The sequence below is a fragment of the Anaplasma bovis genome (genome assembly GCF_036903315.1).
Classification (GTDB): domain Bacteria; phylum Pseudomonadota; class Alphaproteobacteria; order Rickettsiales; family Anaplasmataceae; genus Anaplasma; species Anaplasma bovis.
This window is the reverse complement of sequence record NZ_JAWLNY010000023.1, coordinates 1-14919: the sequence shown is the minus strand read 5'-3', so window position 1 is coordinate 14919 and position 14919 is coordinate 1. Positions and strand designations below refer to the sequence as shown.

Annotated in this window: 16 protein-coding genes and 3 tRNA genes; 10 read left to right on the top strand and 9 right to left on the bottom strand. The window is 44.0% G+C overall.

What is annotated here, in order from left to right; all coding sequences use genetic code 11:
* Positions 1-134: 134 nt before the first annotated feature.
* From sdhC to R4I06_RS02825, 3 genes are all read left to right on the top strand, one after another.
* Complete coding sequence (gene sdhC / locus R4I06_RS02835) at positions 135-521, top strand: succinate dehydrogenase, cytochrome b556 subunit (RefSeq protein WP_334414029.1); 387 nt, start codon at positions 135-137, stop codon at positions 519-521.
* Between the two features lie 4 nt (positions 522-525).
* Positions 526-870 (top strand): succinate dehydrogenase, hydrophobic membrane anchor protein, encoded by a 345-nt coding sequence (sdhD, locus tag R4I06_RS02830; protein WP_334414028.1) that lies wholly within the window; start codon positions 526-528, stop codon positions 868-870.
* A gap of 568 nt (positions 871-1438) precedes the next feature.
* Positions 1439-3187, top strand: coding sequence for a hypothetical protein (locus R4I06_RS02825; protein ID WP_334414027.1), 1749 nt, complete (start codon positions 1439-1441; stop codon positions 3185-3187).
* A gap of 105 nt (positions 3188-3292) precedes the next feature.
* On the opposite strand, the gene thiD is transcribed toward R4I06_RS02825, so the two are convergent.
* From thiD to rpsD, 5 genes are all read right to left on the bottom strand, one after another.
* Positions 3293-4147, bottom strand: coding sequence for a bifunctional hydroxymethylpyrimidine kinase/phosphomethylpyrimidine kinase (gene thiD, locus R4I06_RS02820; protein WP_334414025.1), 855 nt, complete (start codon positions 4145-4147; stop codon positions 3293-3295).
* Positions 4086-4754: a P-loop NTPase family protein gene (locus R4I06_RS02815; RefSeq protein WP_334414024.1), complete on the bottom strand. Its 669-nt coding sequence runs from the start codon at positions 4752-4754 to the stop codon at positions 4086-4088. Before R4I06_RS02815 ends, thiD begins: the two co-directional genes overlap by 62 nt.
* Positions 4755-4757: 3 nt before the next feature.
* Positions 4758-5864: an AI-2E family transporter gene (locus R4I06_RS02810; RefSeq protein WP_334414023.1), complete on the bottom strand. Its 1107-nt coding sequence runs from the start codon at positions 5862-5864 to the stop codon at positions 4758-4760.
* A gap of 127 nt (positions 5865-5991) precedes the next feature.
* Positions 5992-6075 (bottom strand) — tRNA-Leu (locus R4I06_RS02805).
* A 14-nt stretch (positions 6076-6089) separates the two neighbouring features.
* On the bottom strand, positions 6090-6704 hold the full coding sequence (rpsD, locus tag R4I06_RS02800; RefSeq protein ID WP_334414021.1) for a 30S ribosomal protein S4: 615 nt from the start codon (positions 6702-6704) through the stop codon (positions 6090-6092).
* A gap of 325 nt (positions 6705-7029) precedes the next feature.
* On the opposite strand from rpsD, the gene iscX reads away from it, so the two are divergent.
* Positions 7030-7221, top strand: coding sequence for a Fe-S cluster assembly protein IscX (gene iscX / locus R4I06_RS02795; RefSeq protein WP_334414020.1), 192 nt, complete (start codon positions 7030-7032; stop codon positions 7219-7221).
* Positions 7222-7225: 4 nt separating this feature from the next.
* Here the strand turns inward: iscX and R4I06_RS02790 are convergent, their stop codons facing one another.
* Genes R4I06_RS02790 through R4I06_RS02775 form a run of 4 tightly spaced genes read right to left on the bottom strand, consistent with a single transcriptional unit; the run spans position 7226 to position 10008 of the window.
* Positions 7226-8395, bottom strand: a complete 1170-nt coding sequence (locus R4I06_RS02790) for a hypothetical protein (RefSeq protein WP_334414019.1) — start codon at positions 8393-8395, stop codon at positions 7226-7228.
* A 39-nt stretch (positions 8396-8434) separates the two neighbouring features.
* Complete coding sequence (locus R4I06_RS02785; RefSeq protein ID WP_334414018.1) at positions 8435-9238, bottom strand: GNAT family N-acetyltransferase; 804 nt, start codon at positions 9236-9238, stop codon at positions 8435-8437.
* Between the two features lie 25 nt (positions 9239-9263).
* The gene (locus R4I06_RS02780) at positions 9264-9827 is read right to left on the bottom strand and encodes a phosphatidylglycerophosphatase A family protein (protein WP_334414016.1); all 564 of its coding nucleotides are present in this window, start codon (positions 9825-9827) and stop codon (positions 9264-9266) included.
* Positions 9828-9837: 10 nt separating this feature from the next.
* The gene (locus R4I06_RS02775; RefSeq protein ID WP_334414015.1) at positions 9838-10008 is read right to left on the bottom strand and encodes a hypothetical protein; all 171 of its coding nucleotides are present in this window, start codon (positions 10006-10008) and stop codon (positions 9838-9840) included.
* A 233-nt stretch (positions 10009-10241) separates the two neighbouring features.
* On the opposite strand from R4I06_RS02775, the gene R4I06_RS02770 reads away from it, so the two are divergent.
* The 6 genes from R4I06_RS02770 to R4I06_RS02745 all read left to right on the top strand — a co-directional run.
* A tRNA-Lys gene (locus R4I06_RS02770) sits at positions 10242-10316 on the top strand.
* A gap of 103 nt (positions 10317-10419) precedes the next feature.
* A tRNA-Leu gene (locus tag R4I06_RS02765) sits at positions 10420-10502 on the top strand.
* 33 nt (positions 10503-10535) lie between these two features.
* On the top strand, positions 10536-11870 hold the full coding sequence (gene tig / locus R4I06_RS02760) for a trigger factor (protein WP_334414013.1): 1335 nt from the start codon (positions 10536-10538) through the stop codon (positions 11868-11870).
* 49 nt (positions 11871-11919) lie between these two features.
* The gene (gene clpP, locus R4I06_RS02755) at positions 11920-12504 is read left to right on the top strand and encodes an ATP-dependent Clp endopeptidase proteolytic subunit ClpP (protein WP_334414011.1); all 585 of its coding nucleotides are present in this window, start codon (positions 11920-11922) and stop codon (positions 12502-12504) included.
* A gap of 27 nt (positions 12505-12531) precedes the next feature.
* Positions 12532-13752, top strand: a complete 1221-nt coding sequence (clpX, locus tag R4I06_RS02750) for an ATP-dependent Clp protease ATP-binding subunit ClpX (protein ID WP_334414010.1) — start codon at positions 12532-12534, stop codon at positions 13750-13752.
* Positions 13753-13777: 25 nt separating this feature from the next.
* Positions 13778-14919: LON peptidase substrate-binding domain-containing protein (locus R4I06_RS02745; protein ID WP_334414030.1), on the top strand; the 1142-nt coding region annotated here is incomplete at its 3' end.

The window sequence follows — 14919 nt, the reverse complement described above, 5'->3', positions numbered from 1 at the left end:
AACAAGGTAGCTGTAGGTGAACCTGCGGCTGGATTACCTCCTTTAGGCTTTTTTACACTCGTGCCATCTTATGGTGGTGTGTAGTGTAAGATGTGCCGCCGTCTTCATTTCTATTGTAAATTAGCAGGGGTTACGTGGCGCCAAAGACTAGGCCTTTGTCTCCTCATTTGGGCGTGTACAGGCTGCCTTTCACTGCGTGGCTTTCGATAGCCCATAGGGCTACAGGCGTATTAGTATTTGCGGGGGTGGTATTATTCTCGTGGATTATGGTATTGCTCGGCTTCTTTCCAGATTTTTCAGTTAGGTTATTGGAATCTCCGTTAGTACATTATTTTCTGAGATTTGTGCTCGTGGGTTGGTCTGGTACTATGTGCTATCACTACTGTAATGGGGTGAGGCATCTTTTTTGGGATTGTGGTATTGGTTTCAGTAAATCAGCTGCTACCTGGAGTGGTTGTGTCATGTTAGGCGCGGCTGGGCTTGCCTGTCTCGTGTTGTTAGTGCTGTGGTTATTAGGTTAGTTATATGTCGGGCCACGGGAGCGTTATGCACTGGTGGATGCAGCGAATCACAGCTGTGTTGTTGTTGCCTGCTCCATTTTTTTTCTTTGCTGTCCTTATTTCCTCTGATCTTGTCGAGGGCTTTCTTCTGCTGACTACTGGGTATAGGGGTTTGTTTAGTGCCTTATTTCTTCCGGTAGCTGTTTATCACGGAGTGGTTGGGGTGCAAGTGGTGCTAGAGGACTACGTTCACACCAAAGCTATCAGGTCTCTATTAATAACTTTTTTTAGATTGTTGGGGGGTGCTACCGTTGCTGCTGTACTGATAGTAATAGTGCGCAACAGCATCATTTCCTGGGGATTGGTGTGACATTAGAGCGCAAGTTGTAGCCATTTGGTCTTCTACTGCAGTAAAACAACAGAAATGCTATGAAAAATGGCGTGATTTTATAATATTGCTGTTTTTGATTTTCTGGTGTTATTTTTTGTTATTTGTGGTTACGAATTAGTCGGTGATACGGATTTTTTACTCGCATGTGACTTGTTGGGTAATACTTTTACTCAACTTTAATGATATACATATACGACACGCAGTAATTACACGTGGTTTATGTCAACGATGAGTGTTATTGCAAGTTTATAGTGGTATACCGAGGGGTACGGTTGGATACAATACAGCAACTCCCGGTTATGCAGCAATACCCTCAGTGATGTGGCGAGATTAGCGCTATATCAACGTCACTAAGCTAAGCTTTTTCCAGAAAGTATGTGCTTACTCGCAAGAAGCGCGTTCTGCAGTTTTATATCATGACTTGTACTACGGGGTTGCCCTGTCGCGCGTGAATATATTAAGGCGTGTTTAAACAAATATAAATATGCTACTTACTATAAGTTGGTATGTAGCTACTTATTGTATAAGGAACATTTGGAGGATTGTGATGTCCATTATTAGGCGTGGTGCCGAAGGTCTGCTTCGTGTGCTCAATAGCGGTAATTTAGATACGCTGTATAGCGGATTAGGCATCCTGAAGAATGGTGCTATATCGGGTTTTCAGTTTCTTACATTGAATGTTAGGACCATAGCATTTCTTGATCCCAAGGGGTTTGCTAAGGATAAGACGGTAAGAATACCGGCACTTGTAACGCAGGTTGTGGACAGAAATCAGCAGTGTGAACTTTTACCTCCACATAGCTTCGGACGGAACATGAGGATTGAAAAGGGAGAGCTTATAGTTGACACTGGTGGTAAGGAAAAGGTCTCATTTCCTTTATCTCCATTAAAAGGTGCGGATGGAGAACGCATCATCACAATGGATGGAAAAAAGCTTTATGCTATCAATACTAACCAAGAGAGGGCTGCGCTTGATGCGCTATGGCTAAGCCCGCCTTCACAATACCAAAATAAGAGAATGGTCATCGCTTGCGATAGTAGAGGCAATATAATGCCTACCATAAGAGGCGTAGACAATGACCGGAGAGTTATGAAAGCGGTCTACAACGCAGAAGTAAGTCCTGAAATGAGACGTGTAGTTAATAACCGCACAGGAAAGACTATCTGGAGTGCTACTGTACTGGTGGCTCTGCCGTTCAATATTATGGCGGGGATGCTGAACGTAGCATGGTTGGTACCACATGCGCTACTTAATGGGGCGAAAAAGCTATTGGCTAGTGTGGCAAATATGTGTGAGAACAAGGTTCAGCATTTAGCTATCTCCCGTAGTAGGGGAACAGCTATAGGAGGTATGTTCACTTCTCCTTGGCCATTTATAGTTGTTGGTACTGCCATGAGATTGTTTGAGAGAGTTGCTAGTCTTGGAAGTGCCGTGGTTGGTTGCGCAAGAGCTGTTTCTGTGAATTCTCTTATGCTTGTGCCTGTTGTGACAAACGCAGGGATAAATTCATGTCCTGCACAGTGGGGAGTTGCAAAACAATGCGTTTACGACACTGGTAGGGAAGTTCGAAATGAAATTGGACAGTATGCCAGTGAGGTGGTAGATAGCTTGCGCTTTTATATGTTAAATGTGACTAGGGCCATCAAGAGTCGTCCGGTCGTTAGGGCAGAAGAAGCCAAAGATTCTAATCTTAAGGGTATTAAGGCGGAAGTAGCAAAAGGTATAACTTCGGTAGAGCGTAGTTCAGTAGTGACAATAGATCGTGTAAACGTACAAGAACAAGCAATAAACCACTCAAAATCAGGGGCAGCAACTGTTTCGTATGGTACAAGAGGGCAGGTATCCTATGGTCTAAAGGTCAGCGGTGGTGCCGCTAAAGAAGCTGAACAAGGGCTCTATGCTACTGTCAACAAAACTCGCGGTCGTGCGGAAAAACCCGTGCGTTCTCCTGTGGGTATTAAGGCAGGGGTAGCAAGGGATCTGAGTCCAATAGGACGTAGTCCAGTAGTGACAATAAATAGTGTGGACGGACAACGGCCCGGCAGAAGCAGGAATGGTCGCGCAGATCCCGCAGGTATTAGGGCAACGGTGGCAAGGGATCTGAGTCCAGCAGGGCGTAGTCCAGTAGTGGCAGTAAGTTGTGCAGATGTCCCATCTTTAGAAGAAGCAGCAAGCTCTTTAACAAACTCAGGTGTTGCATATGGTACGGCAGCAGAGGGGCAGCAGCAATCTCATGCCCTAAGGATTAACGATAGTGCAGCAAAAGATACAGCACAAGGTCGTGGTGTGAGGTAGTCTTCATTATTTTATAAAAACGCGCAAGTTACTATTGGGTAGTGCGGCTTGCTTAATGCGGCGATAAAGTTGTGTTATTGCGGCCGTTGCGCATGGTGTCGTGTTTTACAGCTGTAGTGCAGATGCTGCACTATAGTTGTGAAAGACGGGGCTGTTTCCGTTGCCGATTTTGGGTACATTTTTCAATGTGCCTACTAAATAGTCTATTGCCAGGTGTATTGATTGTTCTAAAGATATTTTCTGGGCCATAAAACTTGCTATGGCAGAGGATAAGGTGCATCCAGTACCATGAAATACACCTGGTATGTACTCGTTGCTAAAGGAGGATGTGCCGTGCTCTGTAACAAGTATGCTTTCTATGTATTTTTCACTAAATTTTCCCCCCTTTACCAATACGCGACTTATATTAGTGCGTTCCATTATGTCTGTACCAGCATGTATCATATCCTGTTTTGAACGTATCTTCATGCCTGATATCGTTTCTGCTTCCGTTATATTCGGGGTAATAAGGAAAATCTTGCTTGCCAGGGGTGATATAGCGCTACTAAAACGTTGATAATCGACCAATATTGCTCCCGATGTAGCAACCATTACGGGATCTAATATAATGGGTGTGCCATCGCTTGGCAGAAGCTCGGAAATTATATCTATCAATGCTACAGGCAGCATACCGATTTTTATAGAGTCCATCTTTATATCAGACAAAACTGCAGTCATTTGTTTTTCTAGGACCTCAGTGGTCATGTCCCAAGAAGCAAAAACACCCGTGGTATTTTGTGCAGTTATGGAAGTTATACACGTTGCCGCGTAACAACCTAATGCCGTAATAGTCTTTATATCTGCTTGTACTCCAGCTCCCCCACTGGGATCTGATCCAGCTATACTGAGTACTTTTCCCTTATACAAACTGTGCCCCTCCTCTACGCAATATGGACCTGACGAAAGGAATGGTAACCCCACTAGCACTTCCTGGCAATTCTGTGTATATCAAGTTTACTATGTCACTGATCTTCTTAAACGACCTTTCTGTGTTGTTGAGTATATAGTTGATAGTTTTTGCATCTGTGTGCATCTGTAAGTTTGTAAAAAGTTTTACCAGGGCTATTCTGAGCAATTCTTCTGTCGGGTCAGCCAAACTTGCACTCATCGTGGATACTATACGCGACTTTAGATCCTTTAATTTATAGTCTATGTGGTTAGGAGGCGTGGAAGAAGTCATAAGCAGTGGTCTGCCAATCTCTTTTGCGTAGTTATAGCAATGAAATACCCACGACTCATCTATGGGGCTATCAATATCCTCGATTATAACAGCATTACTCCGATATATTGCATTTATTGAGGAGGATATCACATCATAGGTTATAAAAACGGCCCTCTTCAATTCCTGCCATATGTGCGCTAAGTGCGTTTTCCCAGATCCAGGCTTACCATACAGTAGGAAGCAGTTCCAAGTATCGTTGTTCATCAGAAGGTTGTAAGTGTGCTTGTTGTCCTCCAATAATATGTAATCAGAGCACTGATAAGAGTGTCCTTCCTTTACGTCGAATAGTTTTAACTGCCTGTACATGAGCTACTTACCTAGGTAAAAGCCGCTATTGAGATACCTTTTTACTGCGTCCTGCACTAATACTCCCAGTATTGCAGTGAGAGGAAAAGAGAGCAAAGCACCTAAAAACCCAGCGTGATAAGTAAGCACTACCATGCCTATGACTAGCCATGCTGGACTCATGTGCAACTTGGTGCCTATTATGGCAGGTGTGATTACATGCGCTTCCAGTACGTGTCCAACTATGAAGATAGCAGCAACAATTGTCATACTAGTGGTCCCCATGTCTTGATATAAGGCAACACATATGCCCAGTACTACGCTGAAAATCGGACCTATGTAGGGAATGAATATCATAAGCCCAGAAATAAATCCCACTATTAAGGAGTACTCCAGTCCAACAGCTACAAAGCAACCGCAGTAATAACACGACATTATTATACATACAGTGAGCTGTCCTCTAAGATAAGAGGACACAATGTCGTCCACCATTGCCATAAAGGAGGAAAAATTTTTCACATAACGCTTGGGAATAAGCAGCATTATGTTTTTTACTATTACTGGCCAATGCCATAGTATGTAGAACGACAGCAAGAAGCTTATAAATACCTTTACTATATAGTTTCCTATACCTACGCTAGAAGTGGCTATGCCAGCTATGAGTTTTCCAAAATACCTGTACGTTTCACGGAAAAACTTCAATAAGTCATCGCTGCTCTTGCTCAGAAGATTCTCTGTTATGAATTCCATAGGTCCGCTGTAAGGAGCTTCTAAGTCATCATCAAGAACGGAGTTGCCCATACTAATGGAGTTCATTATCTCGTCCAAATCAATAAACGGCACTTTGTCCATCAGCAGTTTTATAATGCCCAGAGCTTGAGAATACAGAACAGGAGTCAAGAACACCACAACACCACAAAGCATGCATGCAGCGGCAAAGATTATTAGAAAGGATGATACCGATCTGGGAGTTCCAGACTGTTCAAGCTTGTTTACTATAGGGTTTAAAAGATACGCAACAGCAGTTGCAGTGAAGCAGGATGCAAGTACAGGACGCGCTATTATTATTACGCAAAATGCGCACAAGAACACCCCAGATAAGAATGCCGCATGCCTGAACCCGTCCCTCATACTTCGCAATAAAAGAACTATCACCAGGCATTCTATAGCAGTTTTGGGGCCCAATTCAACAGTTTATAAACGCGAAAAAAAGACCCGCCCCAGCGCGCGAAAACAGAACCCGTAAGTGCATAAAACGTGCCCATGGGGAGACTTGAACTCCCACGACCGTGAGGTCAGCGGATTTTAAGTCCGCAGCGTCTACCGATTCCGCCACATGGACAGAAAAATAACCCGCTACCCGGAGAAGAACTCAACAACTAGATTAACTTCCATTTGCGCAGGATAAGGTACCTCAGAGTACTTAGGAGTCCTCAAACACTTCGCTGAATGCTGTTCTGTAGTTACTTCCAGGTAGTCAGGAACTTTGTGCTCCTGAGATTGCATAGCAGCAATAACCATAGGCAGTTGTGTTGCACTCTCACGCAACTTAACTACGTCCCCTGGCTTTACAGAAAAACTTGGAATGCTCACAATCTTGTCATTAACAGTCACGTGCTTATGGGATACGAGCTGCCTAGCAGAAAATATAGTGGGAGCAAAACCTGCGTTGTAAACGAACGAAGCTAAACGACACTCCAGCGCACTGACCAAGTTGTCACCAGTATCACCGCGCTTCTTGTACGCTTTGAGAAACGCGTTCCTTAACTGTCTGCTGGAGACCGCGTAATAACACTTGAATTTTTGATGGGCAGCAAACTGCTTACCAAAGCTTGATAGCTTCTTGTACCCCATGTTTCCGTGCTGTCCAGGCGGGTAATTTCTTGTATTAAACGGATCCTTCGACCTACCCCATAGATTGACTCCAAGTCTACGACTTGCCCTGTATTTCCTATTAACAACCGATACCATACCACCTACACAAAAACCGAGAACATTTTAAAGAAACACAGCAACGCGCACACTAACACCGAAAGTTCAACGACGCCGCTAGGATGAGGATTATCACCATTTTCAGTAAATGTGTCAACGAATTTAACCGCCTAAAACAGAAAACTATGTGCGTTTCATACGAACGTAATAGGAAACACTGAGGCGGAATTCTGCTAAGTAAGACACCCCCAAAGCTGCCATGTAGTATTTTGCAGTTTCATCTTTGCATGAGAAGTTTTTTCTTGATTGTAGGAGCAGATGTAGAGATAATGTCCTCTTCCATAGAGCGCGATGAGGTAGTATTTTGAAGTGGACAGATACTGAAGACATAGTTGAAGCGCTTAGGATGCACTATCCCGGTCAAGATGTTTTCTCCTTGAGATTTACTGAACTACGAGACATGGTGATGGGCTTGCCTGGGTTTGATTGTGAAGGGGAAGAGTGCAACGAGGCAGTTCTGGAAGCGATACAGATGGAGTGGGCATCAGAGGAATGACGTTCTATTGCGTATTTTCTCGGTGAGAGTGTTTTATTCCAGTGTTATTGTATAAGAATAGGAGCTCTTGTCTGTGGTTGGGAACTACGGATATCTCGAGCATGCCGTTTTTCAGCGCCAAAGTGTCATAATACGGTTCTGCGAGTTTTCCGAAAAGCTCGTACTGCTGTTTCTTAAGCAAGTTAAGTGTGCCGTCGTCCGTAAACTTTCCTCTGTCATGTATGATTCGTATAACATCGGAGTAGGTAGCACCCACTCCACTCCATGAACGCTCAAACTGCCAAAACTTACGGAAGTGTTCATTAAAGTACAGCAATTTGCCGTCGCTGCTATACAGTGCCGCTGCGCAGGGGACGCTATTCAACAGAACTTTCTGCATTTTTGAGTACCCCTTTATCTCCTTCATGAGATGAAGATTCTGTGTCACGTCCTGTCCATATCCCACAAGATCACCAGCCTCTGTCGGCACCTCAGTAAGAGAATACACCCTCCGCTCATTCTCTACTATCGTGAATAATTTTTCTTTTATGGATATGTTGCCGGATTCAGACTTTTTAGAGAATATGCTGCCATTTTTATTGTCTTTAGTGAGCTTTAGATAGAACTGGTTATATATTTCGGCATCCGTGCTACCCTGTACTCTCTTCCAGAGAGGGTAAGGCAGGACGTTCATTATGTCCCTACAATCTGCTATCTCCCTGGCAAGCCTCTCATTTTCATACTTAAGATTCGATATTAGCGATCTGCTCTCTGTAACGTCTTGTATCCACAAAAGTACACCCACTATTTGATCGTGGTTATCGACTATACTCTGTCCGTAGCACACGCAATAAATTTTGGAGTCCCTTCCCTTCAAGTCGAGAGTAAAAGACTTGTTTATCTTCCTGGCTTCTTCAAAATTTCGCACTAATTGCTCGGACTCTTCAAAAAAGTTCGCGAGCTCGTTAAAAGAATAGAAGATACTGTTAAGCAGCACCTGTAGATTTGGAGAGAATCTCTCAACACGCTTTTTCTCGTCCCATAGATAAAACCCATCGCCAAGTGACAATATAAGGCTTGTAAGCAAATTGTTACTGTGCCTAAAGTCATTTATGCTTAAGCTGGCATAGAACGAAAAGATCGTAAAAACCGCCAACACAAAAACCAGCACATAAGTGGTAATATACGTAAACATGAAATCTTCTAACTACGTATTCACTTTTTCAAGCACATACTACTCAACTGCGAGAAAGGAGTACAAAAAAAGGTTACCCGTCACTTTAAAACCTAACTTCCTATACAGATTTACAGACTGCTCATTACACTGAGCAACGGCATACTTACACCCTTGCTCCCTAGCTGCTATGTGCAACCTCCGTAAGACCGCTTCCTTCGCTATGCCCATGTTTCTGTACTCCGGCAAAACACCATCACTATACAGTCCAACAACCTCATTGTGAATGTACATAGCGCATACGCCTACAGCTGCGCCTAGGAACTTGACAATAAAAAACCTCAAACGCGACTGCCCTTGCTTAGTAAGGCCCTTCAACAGTATTGCTAGATCACTAGAGTTGCAATAGAAAATTTTCTCTGCTAACTCCCCCAATAAAGCTAATGAAGCATCAGTGTTCACGATCTCCAAATCCAAATTCTCATAACCTGTTGAACTATATGCAATTTTAGGTATCTTTAGAAAAGTTTTTTTCATCACCGTAGGTTGAGAAAGCCCTATATCGTTTACCAGAAAGTATTCCCAAGGCTTTTCGTGAGAGTCAACGACCCATGTTACGTCTATTTTTTCCCGCGATAAGTAATCTAAAACCTCAACGGCCGATTCTTCAGACTGTTTCTGTGAACCCTCCAAACGAAATACATAGTTAAATAGAGAATCCCGCTTGCCATTTAGGGTAAGCAGAAGATTCCCCACTTGCAGAACTTTCCATCCTGACATGTTGATTGTGTAAGCCATGTATTCACGAAGGTTAAGCGTTGGAAGAGAGGAGGGATGCACTTCATAACGCTTTTCATCACACATAATAACACACAAGATTTGCAGAAAATTATATAAGCTTTAGATTCATGACTGCTAGCACTAACACGGCTGCAGGTATCGCAGCTAGCAAATCATCGCACATTATTCCCAATGCACCTTTTACATTTTTGTCCACGAAACATACAGGCCAGGGCTTCACTATGTCAATGACTCGAAAGAAAATAACACCGGAACATAGAAAGATAGGCATTGACATCATGTCATAGGAATTCTCAGGAAATAGCCTCACCAGACCACGCTTTTCGAGAATTATGGGTATCATGAATGTGAGTAGCTGGCCGCACACTTCATCTATCACCACTTCACATGGATCGCATCCCACCTGCCTATGAGCAACATAGTTGCGCACTGTGAACCACCCCAGTACCAGTAACACCGCGAAAATGACAACCCCAAATGCGTAGTTATGAAGTGCGAAAGGTAGCAGTGGCAAAGCCCCTATACTACCGATCGTTCCTGGTGCATATGGAGAGTTGCCACACCAAAACCATGTGGAAAAAACCTTTGAGAAAGTGTCGTAGAAGCTGCTCTTCCCTTCTGAGGAATTAGCTTGCACCCGTACATCAACCATAAAACTCAAACTATAGTGCTTTACCTGGAATGCCTGTATTTACGGGATGGCGCTCACAATCTCCTCCTCCGTGTACTCTAACACATGGGCTCTTAATTCTCCTGTCAGTTTTGGAGAAGATGAAGCATCCTTGTAAGCACAGCAATGCCATTATACCCAATAGAACTCCGGAAATTTTCATATCGACCTCCTGTAAAGGCTAGAATTAAGAATAAAATTAGTCCATTGTATCAGATGTATCCAAAATAACAACAAGTGGCATGACGCCTTCTTATGTGGCAAGAGAAGTCTTTCGCGGTCAAGTTCAGAATATAAGCGATCTTACTATTGACATGCATTGGGTAAGGTAGTATCAAGGACGCTTGAAGCGGTGCTGCTCTGAGTGTACTTGCGGTGGTGCGTGTCTGGTGATGTGGTTCCGTAGCTCAGTGGTAGAGCACCTGACTCTTAATCAGTGTGTCGCGTGTTCGAATCACGCCGGAACCACCAGGAGCTTTCTGGTGATGAGCTCAAGGAGCATTTCGTGAAAAAGGGGGTTGTGTGGGTTGACTATGCTTTCTAGGTAGTTGATCGTATGCTTTGTTTGCCTTAAGCGGATATGGCGGAATTGGTAGACGTGCTAGGTTTAGGTCCTAGTGAGGAATACTCGTGGGGGTTCAAGTCCCTCTATCCGCACACCTGTGCACCTGGTATAGTGGAGTGATTTGTATGCAGCGATTCTATGTGGTTAGGGAAGTTTTCAACAATAAATTGGAACGAGGGTATGAGTTTTCCGTCGGGAACGAGTATCTGGAGCAAAAGGTTAACGAGAGGCTGCGAGAAGCTGCATCTGGAGCCGTGGTTGCTGGATTCAGGAAGGGGAAGGTTTCTCCTGAGTTAATCAGGCGAATGCATGGTGAGGGTATAGCAAAGGAGGTAGTGTCGCGTATTATAGATAGCGCGTCATCTGAGTTCCTTGATGAAAATGGCTATAGTACCAATTTGGTTACTTCGGAAGTTAAGGTAATTTCTTACCCCAAGGTATGCGCTGAAGATGGCAAGGGTGGCGACAATTTAGTGTATGAACTCAGGCTTGAAGTTATGCCTGAAGTTCCCGCGATAAATCTAGACGAAATAGCCCTGGAAGAAGTAGAAGTGCAGGTTTCTGAAGGTGATTTAGAAGAATTTTTGGATGATCTAGAGAGCAACTGTAGGGAATTCAAGGTTGCTAGTAGCAGGCACGGGGTTGCTGTTGGCGACAAAGTCACTATTGACTATAAAGTTTCTTCTGGAGGAAAGGTTATCAAGGGTGGGAGCGCAAACGGCGCGGTATTCACCATTGGCAAGGGGGCATTACTTCAAAGTTTTGAAAAGCAGATCTCTGGGATGAAGAGTGGAGAATCCAGGGATTTCAAAATGCAATTTCCCGACGACTATCCTGTTAAACATTTGGCGGGTAAGGATGTTGATGTCTCTGTGCAGCTTCATAAACTAGAAGTGAAGAAGAAAGAAAAAATGGACAGGGAAGCTCTGGCTGCTAAGTGTACGTTTGGATCGGTGGATGATCTGGTGAAGTTTGCTACAGACAAATTGAACGAAAAATTTGCGGACATGTGCATTGCAGTGATGCAAAGAGAGTTGTTTAAGTGCATGGATGAGAAGTACTCTTTCGATGTTCCTGAGTACATAGTGTCTCAAGAAATGGGCAGAATGGTGAAGGAAGCGCGTGGCGGGAGCAAGTTCTCTTACGAAGGTAGATCTGTCCGTCAAGAGGCTGAAAGGCGTGTCAAGCTTGGGATGATTTTAATGAAGGTGGCAGAAGATGAAGGGGTGAATATAGAGCCACAGGATATATTGTCGTTTATAAGGGCCAATTATTTAGGTTATGGACAAAGTGTAGAGGCTGTGTTAAAGCTCCTAAGATCTAGGAGTGATTTCAGGGATCACGTTAGGGGAAAAGTCCTTGAAGATAAAGTGGTCAGACATATAATCTCAAAGGCAAAAAAGGAGAAGCGTGTAATGTCTGTTAAGGAGCTTGAGGATCTTCTTTCTTCTGACGGTTAGGGGTGATATGCATGGTTCTCGTAGGTTTGTGTTTAGTTAAGGTGGAGTTATGAACTTGGTACCGATGGTTGTTGAGCAAACCAGCAGGGGGGAGCGTGCATATGATATATATTCTAGGCTGCTAAAGGAGAGGATAATCTTCATTACGGGGCCCATAGAAGATAACATGGCGAGCCTGGTAGTTGCTCAGTTGGTGTTTTTAGAGGCTGAGAATCCTGAGAAGGATATTTCTATGTATATAAACTCTCCCGGAGGGGTGGTTACTGCGGGTTTGTCTATATACGACACTATGCAGTATATAAAGCCCAAGGTGTCAACTTTGTGCATGGGCCAAGCGGCGTCTATGGGGTCTTTATTGCTAGCTGCGGGTGCTACAGGCATGCGCTATGCTCTACCCAATTCAAGGATTATGATACACCAACCGTCTGGTGGGTTTCAGGGTCAGGCGACTGATATAGAGATTCACGCGCGTGAAATACTGGAGGTGAAAAAGCGTTTAAATTCGATATTTGTCAAGCATACAGGCAAGTCTTTGGAGAGTGTAGAGAGCAGCATGGAGAGGGACAACTTCATGACCGCGGATCAGGCTAAGAGCTTCGGTATAATCGACAAGGTTATAGAGAAGAGAGAGTAGAGAGCTGGTATAATTTAGGAAGTGTAAATGTCTGAAACAGGAAAGAGCTCATATAGCTGTTCGTTTTGTAGCAAGCTTCATAGTGAAGTAAAAAAGCTCATAGCTGGGCCTGAAGTTTACATCTGCAATGAGTGCGTGGAGCTATGTGGAGGTATACTGCAAGAGGAGAGCCTTCCCGTTGGTACTGGGAAGTTTGATTTAAAGCCCAGAGAAATAAAGGAAGTCTTGGATGAGTATGTTATAGGGCAGGAGCACACCAAAAAGGTACTATCTGTTGCTGTCTACAATCACTATAAGCGTTTGCGAAATTCGGGAGTCATAAGCGACGTAGAGATATCGAAGTCTAATGTGTTGCTGATAGGGCCCACGGGTTCTGGTAAGACATTGCTTGCCAGGACGTTGGCGCGGGTACTTCAGGTGCCTTTTGCTATGGCAGATGCCACAACTCTTACGGAAGCCGGCTATGTTGGTGAGGATGTAGAGAATATTTTGTTGAAATTGCTCCAGGCGGCTAATTTCAATGTAGAGGCCGCGCAGCGTGGGATAATATATATAGATGAAGTTGATAAGATATCAAAAAAGTCAGAAAACGCATCCATAACCAGGGATGTATCTGGAGAAGGCGTCCAGCAGGCGTTGCTGAAAGTGATAGAAGGTACTGTATCCTCTGTTCCCCCGCAGGGTGGTAGGAAGCATCCACATCAGGAGTTCATACAGATTAGCACTGACAATATATTGTTCATTTTTGGGGGTGCTTTCGATGGGCTTGAGAAGATAATAGAGGCCCGTAATAGGGGTAGTTGCATGGGCTTCGAGGCTGATGTTCATAGCATTTCTGATAGCAAGAAAAGGGATGTCTTGTCCTGTGCAGAGCCGGAAGATTTAGTGAAATTTGGATTGATACCCGAGTTTATAGGAAGGATACCCGTAATAACTTCGTTAAGTAAACTAGATGAGGAGACTTTATACAAGGTTCTCGTAGAGCCCAAGAACTCTCTTGTTAAGCAGTACACGAAATTATTTGAGATGGATAATATTGAATTAAGCTTCGAACAGGGAGCATTAATGGCTATAGCCCGCAAGGCTGTTGCAAGAGGTACCGGTGCCAGGGGTTTGCGTGCTATAATGGAATCATTGCTACTAGATTTTATGTTTGAACCAGGTTCCCATGCGGACAGCAAGGTCTCTATAGATGGGACTATGGTTGAAAACTTGGTTTTGGGCAAGAATTGTTATGAAAGGTGCTAATAGGGGAAGATAGCGAATGTTCAGTATGGAAGAGGGAAGCGTATTACTGCCCGTGTTGATGCTGCGTGATGCAGTTGTGTTCCCGCAGGTTGTAATGCCCCTTTCTGTAGGGCGGGGTAAATCTGTAAATGCTCTCGAGTATGCGACTAAGAATGAAGGGGGGAAGATTCTTCTCTTGACTCAGATTGATGGGTCTGTGGATGTCCCGTCTAGTTCTGATTTGTACAAAGTGGGCACCGTTGCTGATATTGTGCAGTTGTTGAGGCTACCTGATGGCGTGTTAAAAGTCCTGGTGAAAGCTGAGAATAGGGCAAGAGTTTTGGAGTTTGTAGACGGGGAAGATTACCTTAGTGCAAGCGCTTTTGTCGTTGGAGACAACGAGGACATAGAGATAGATAACAAGGTGGAAGCACTGAGAAGATCTGTGCTTAGGGAGTTTGATGTTTGGAGCAAGCTGAGCAAGAAGATACAGCCTGAAGTTGTAGCGTCTGTTATCGAAATTAAGAGTTTAGGGCACTTGGCCGACGTTGTAGCATCTCATCTTCTTGTTAGTATAGAAGATAAGCAGAAGGTCATGGAGGAGTTTTGCGTAGTAAAGCGGCTCGACATGGTCTACAGCATGATAAAGCTAGAGATCGGGGTGCTGAATGCGCAGAAGAAGATAGATGACAGAGTGCGGTCTCAGGTTGAGAGTACTCACAAGGTTTACTATTTAAATGAACAATTGAAGGCTATTCAGAAAGAGCTGGAAGAAAGTGATAGCTCTTGTTGTGATATTGACTCTGCCAATGAATTGGAGAAGAGGATCAACGCTACTCCACTGTCAAAAGAGGCTAAGGAACGTGCTCTGAATGATCTTAGACGCTACAGGAAGATGAACTTGATGTCTCCTGAAGCGAACGTTATTTCCAGCTATTTACAATGGCTATTAGATCTTCCGTGGGGGAAGTTTAAAAATTCCAAAGTGAATATAGCAAACTCTGCGAAGATTCTAGACAGCAACCATTACGGCATGGAGAAGGTTAAGGAGAGAATTCTGGAGTTCCTTGCTGTTTTGAAAAGAGTAAAGAAGCCGAGGGGCTCAATAATATGTTTTGTGGGTCCTCCAGGGGTAGGAAAGACATCACTAGCGAAATCGATAGCGGAAGCGATAGGAAGGGAGTTTGT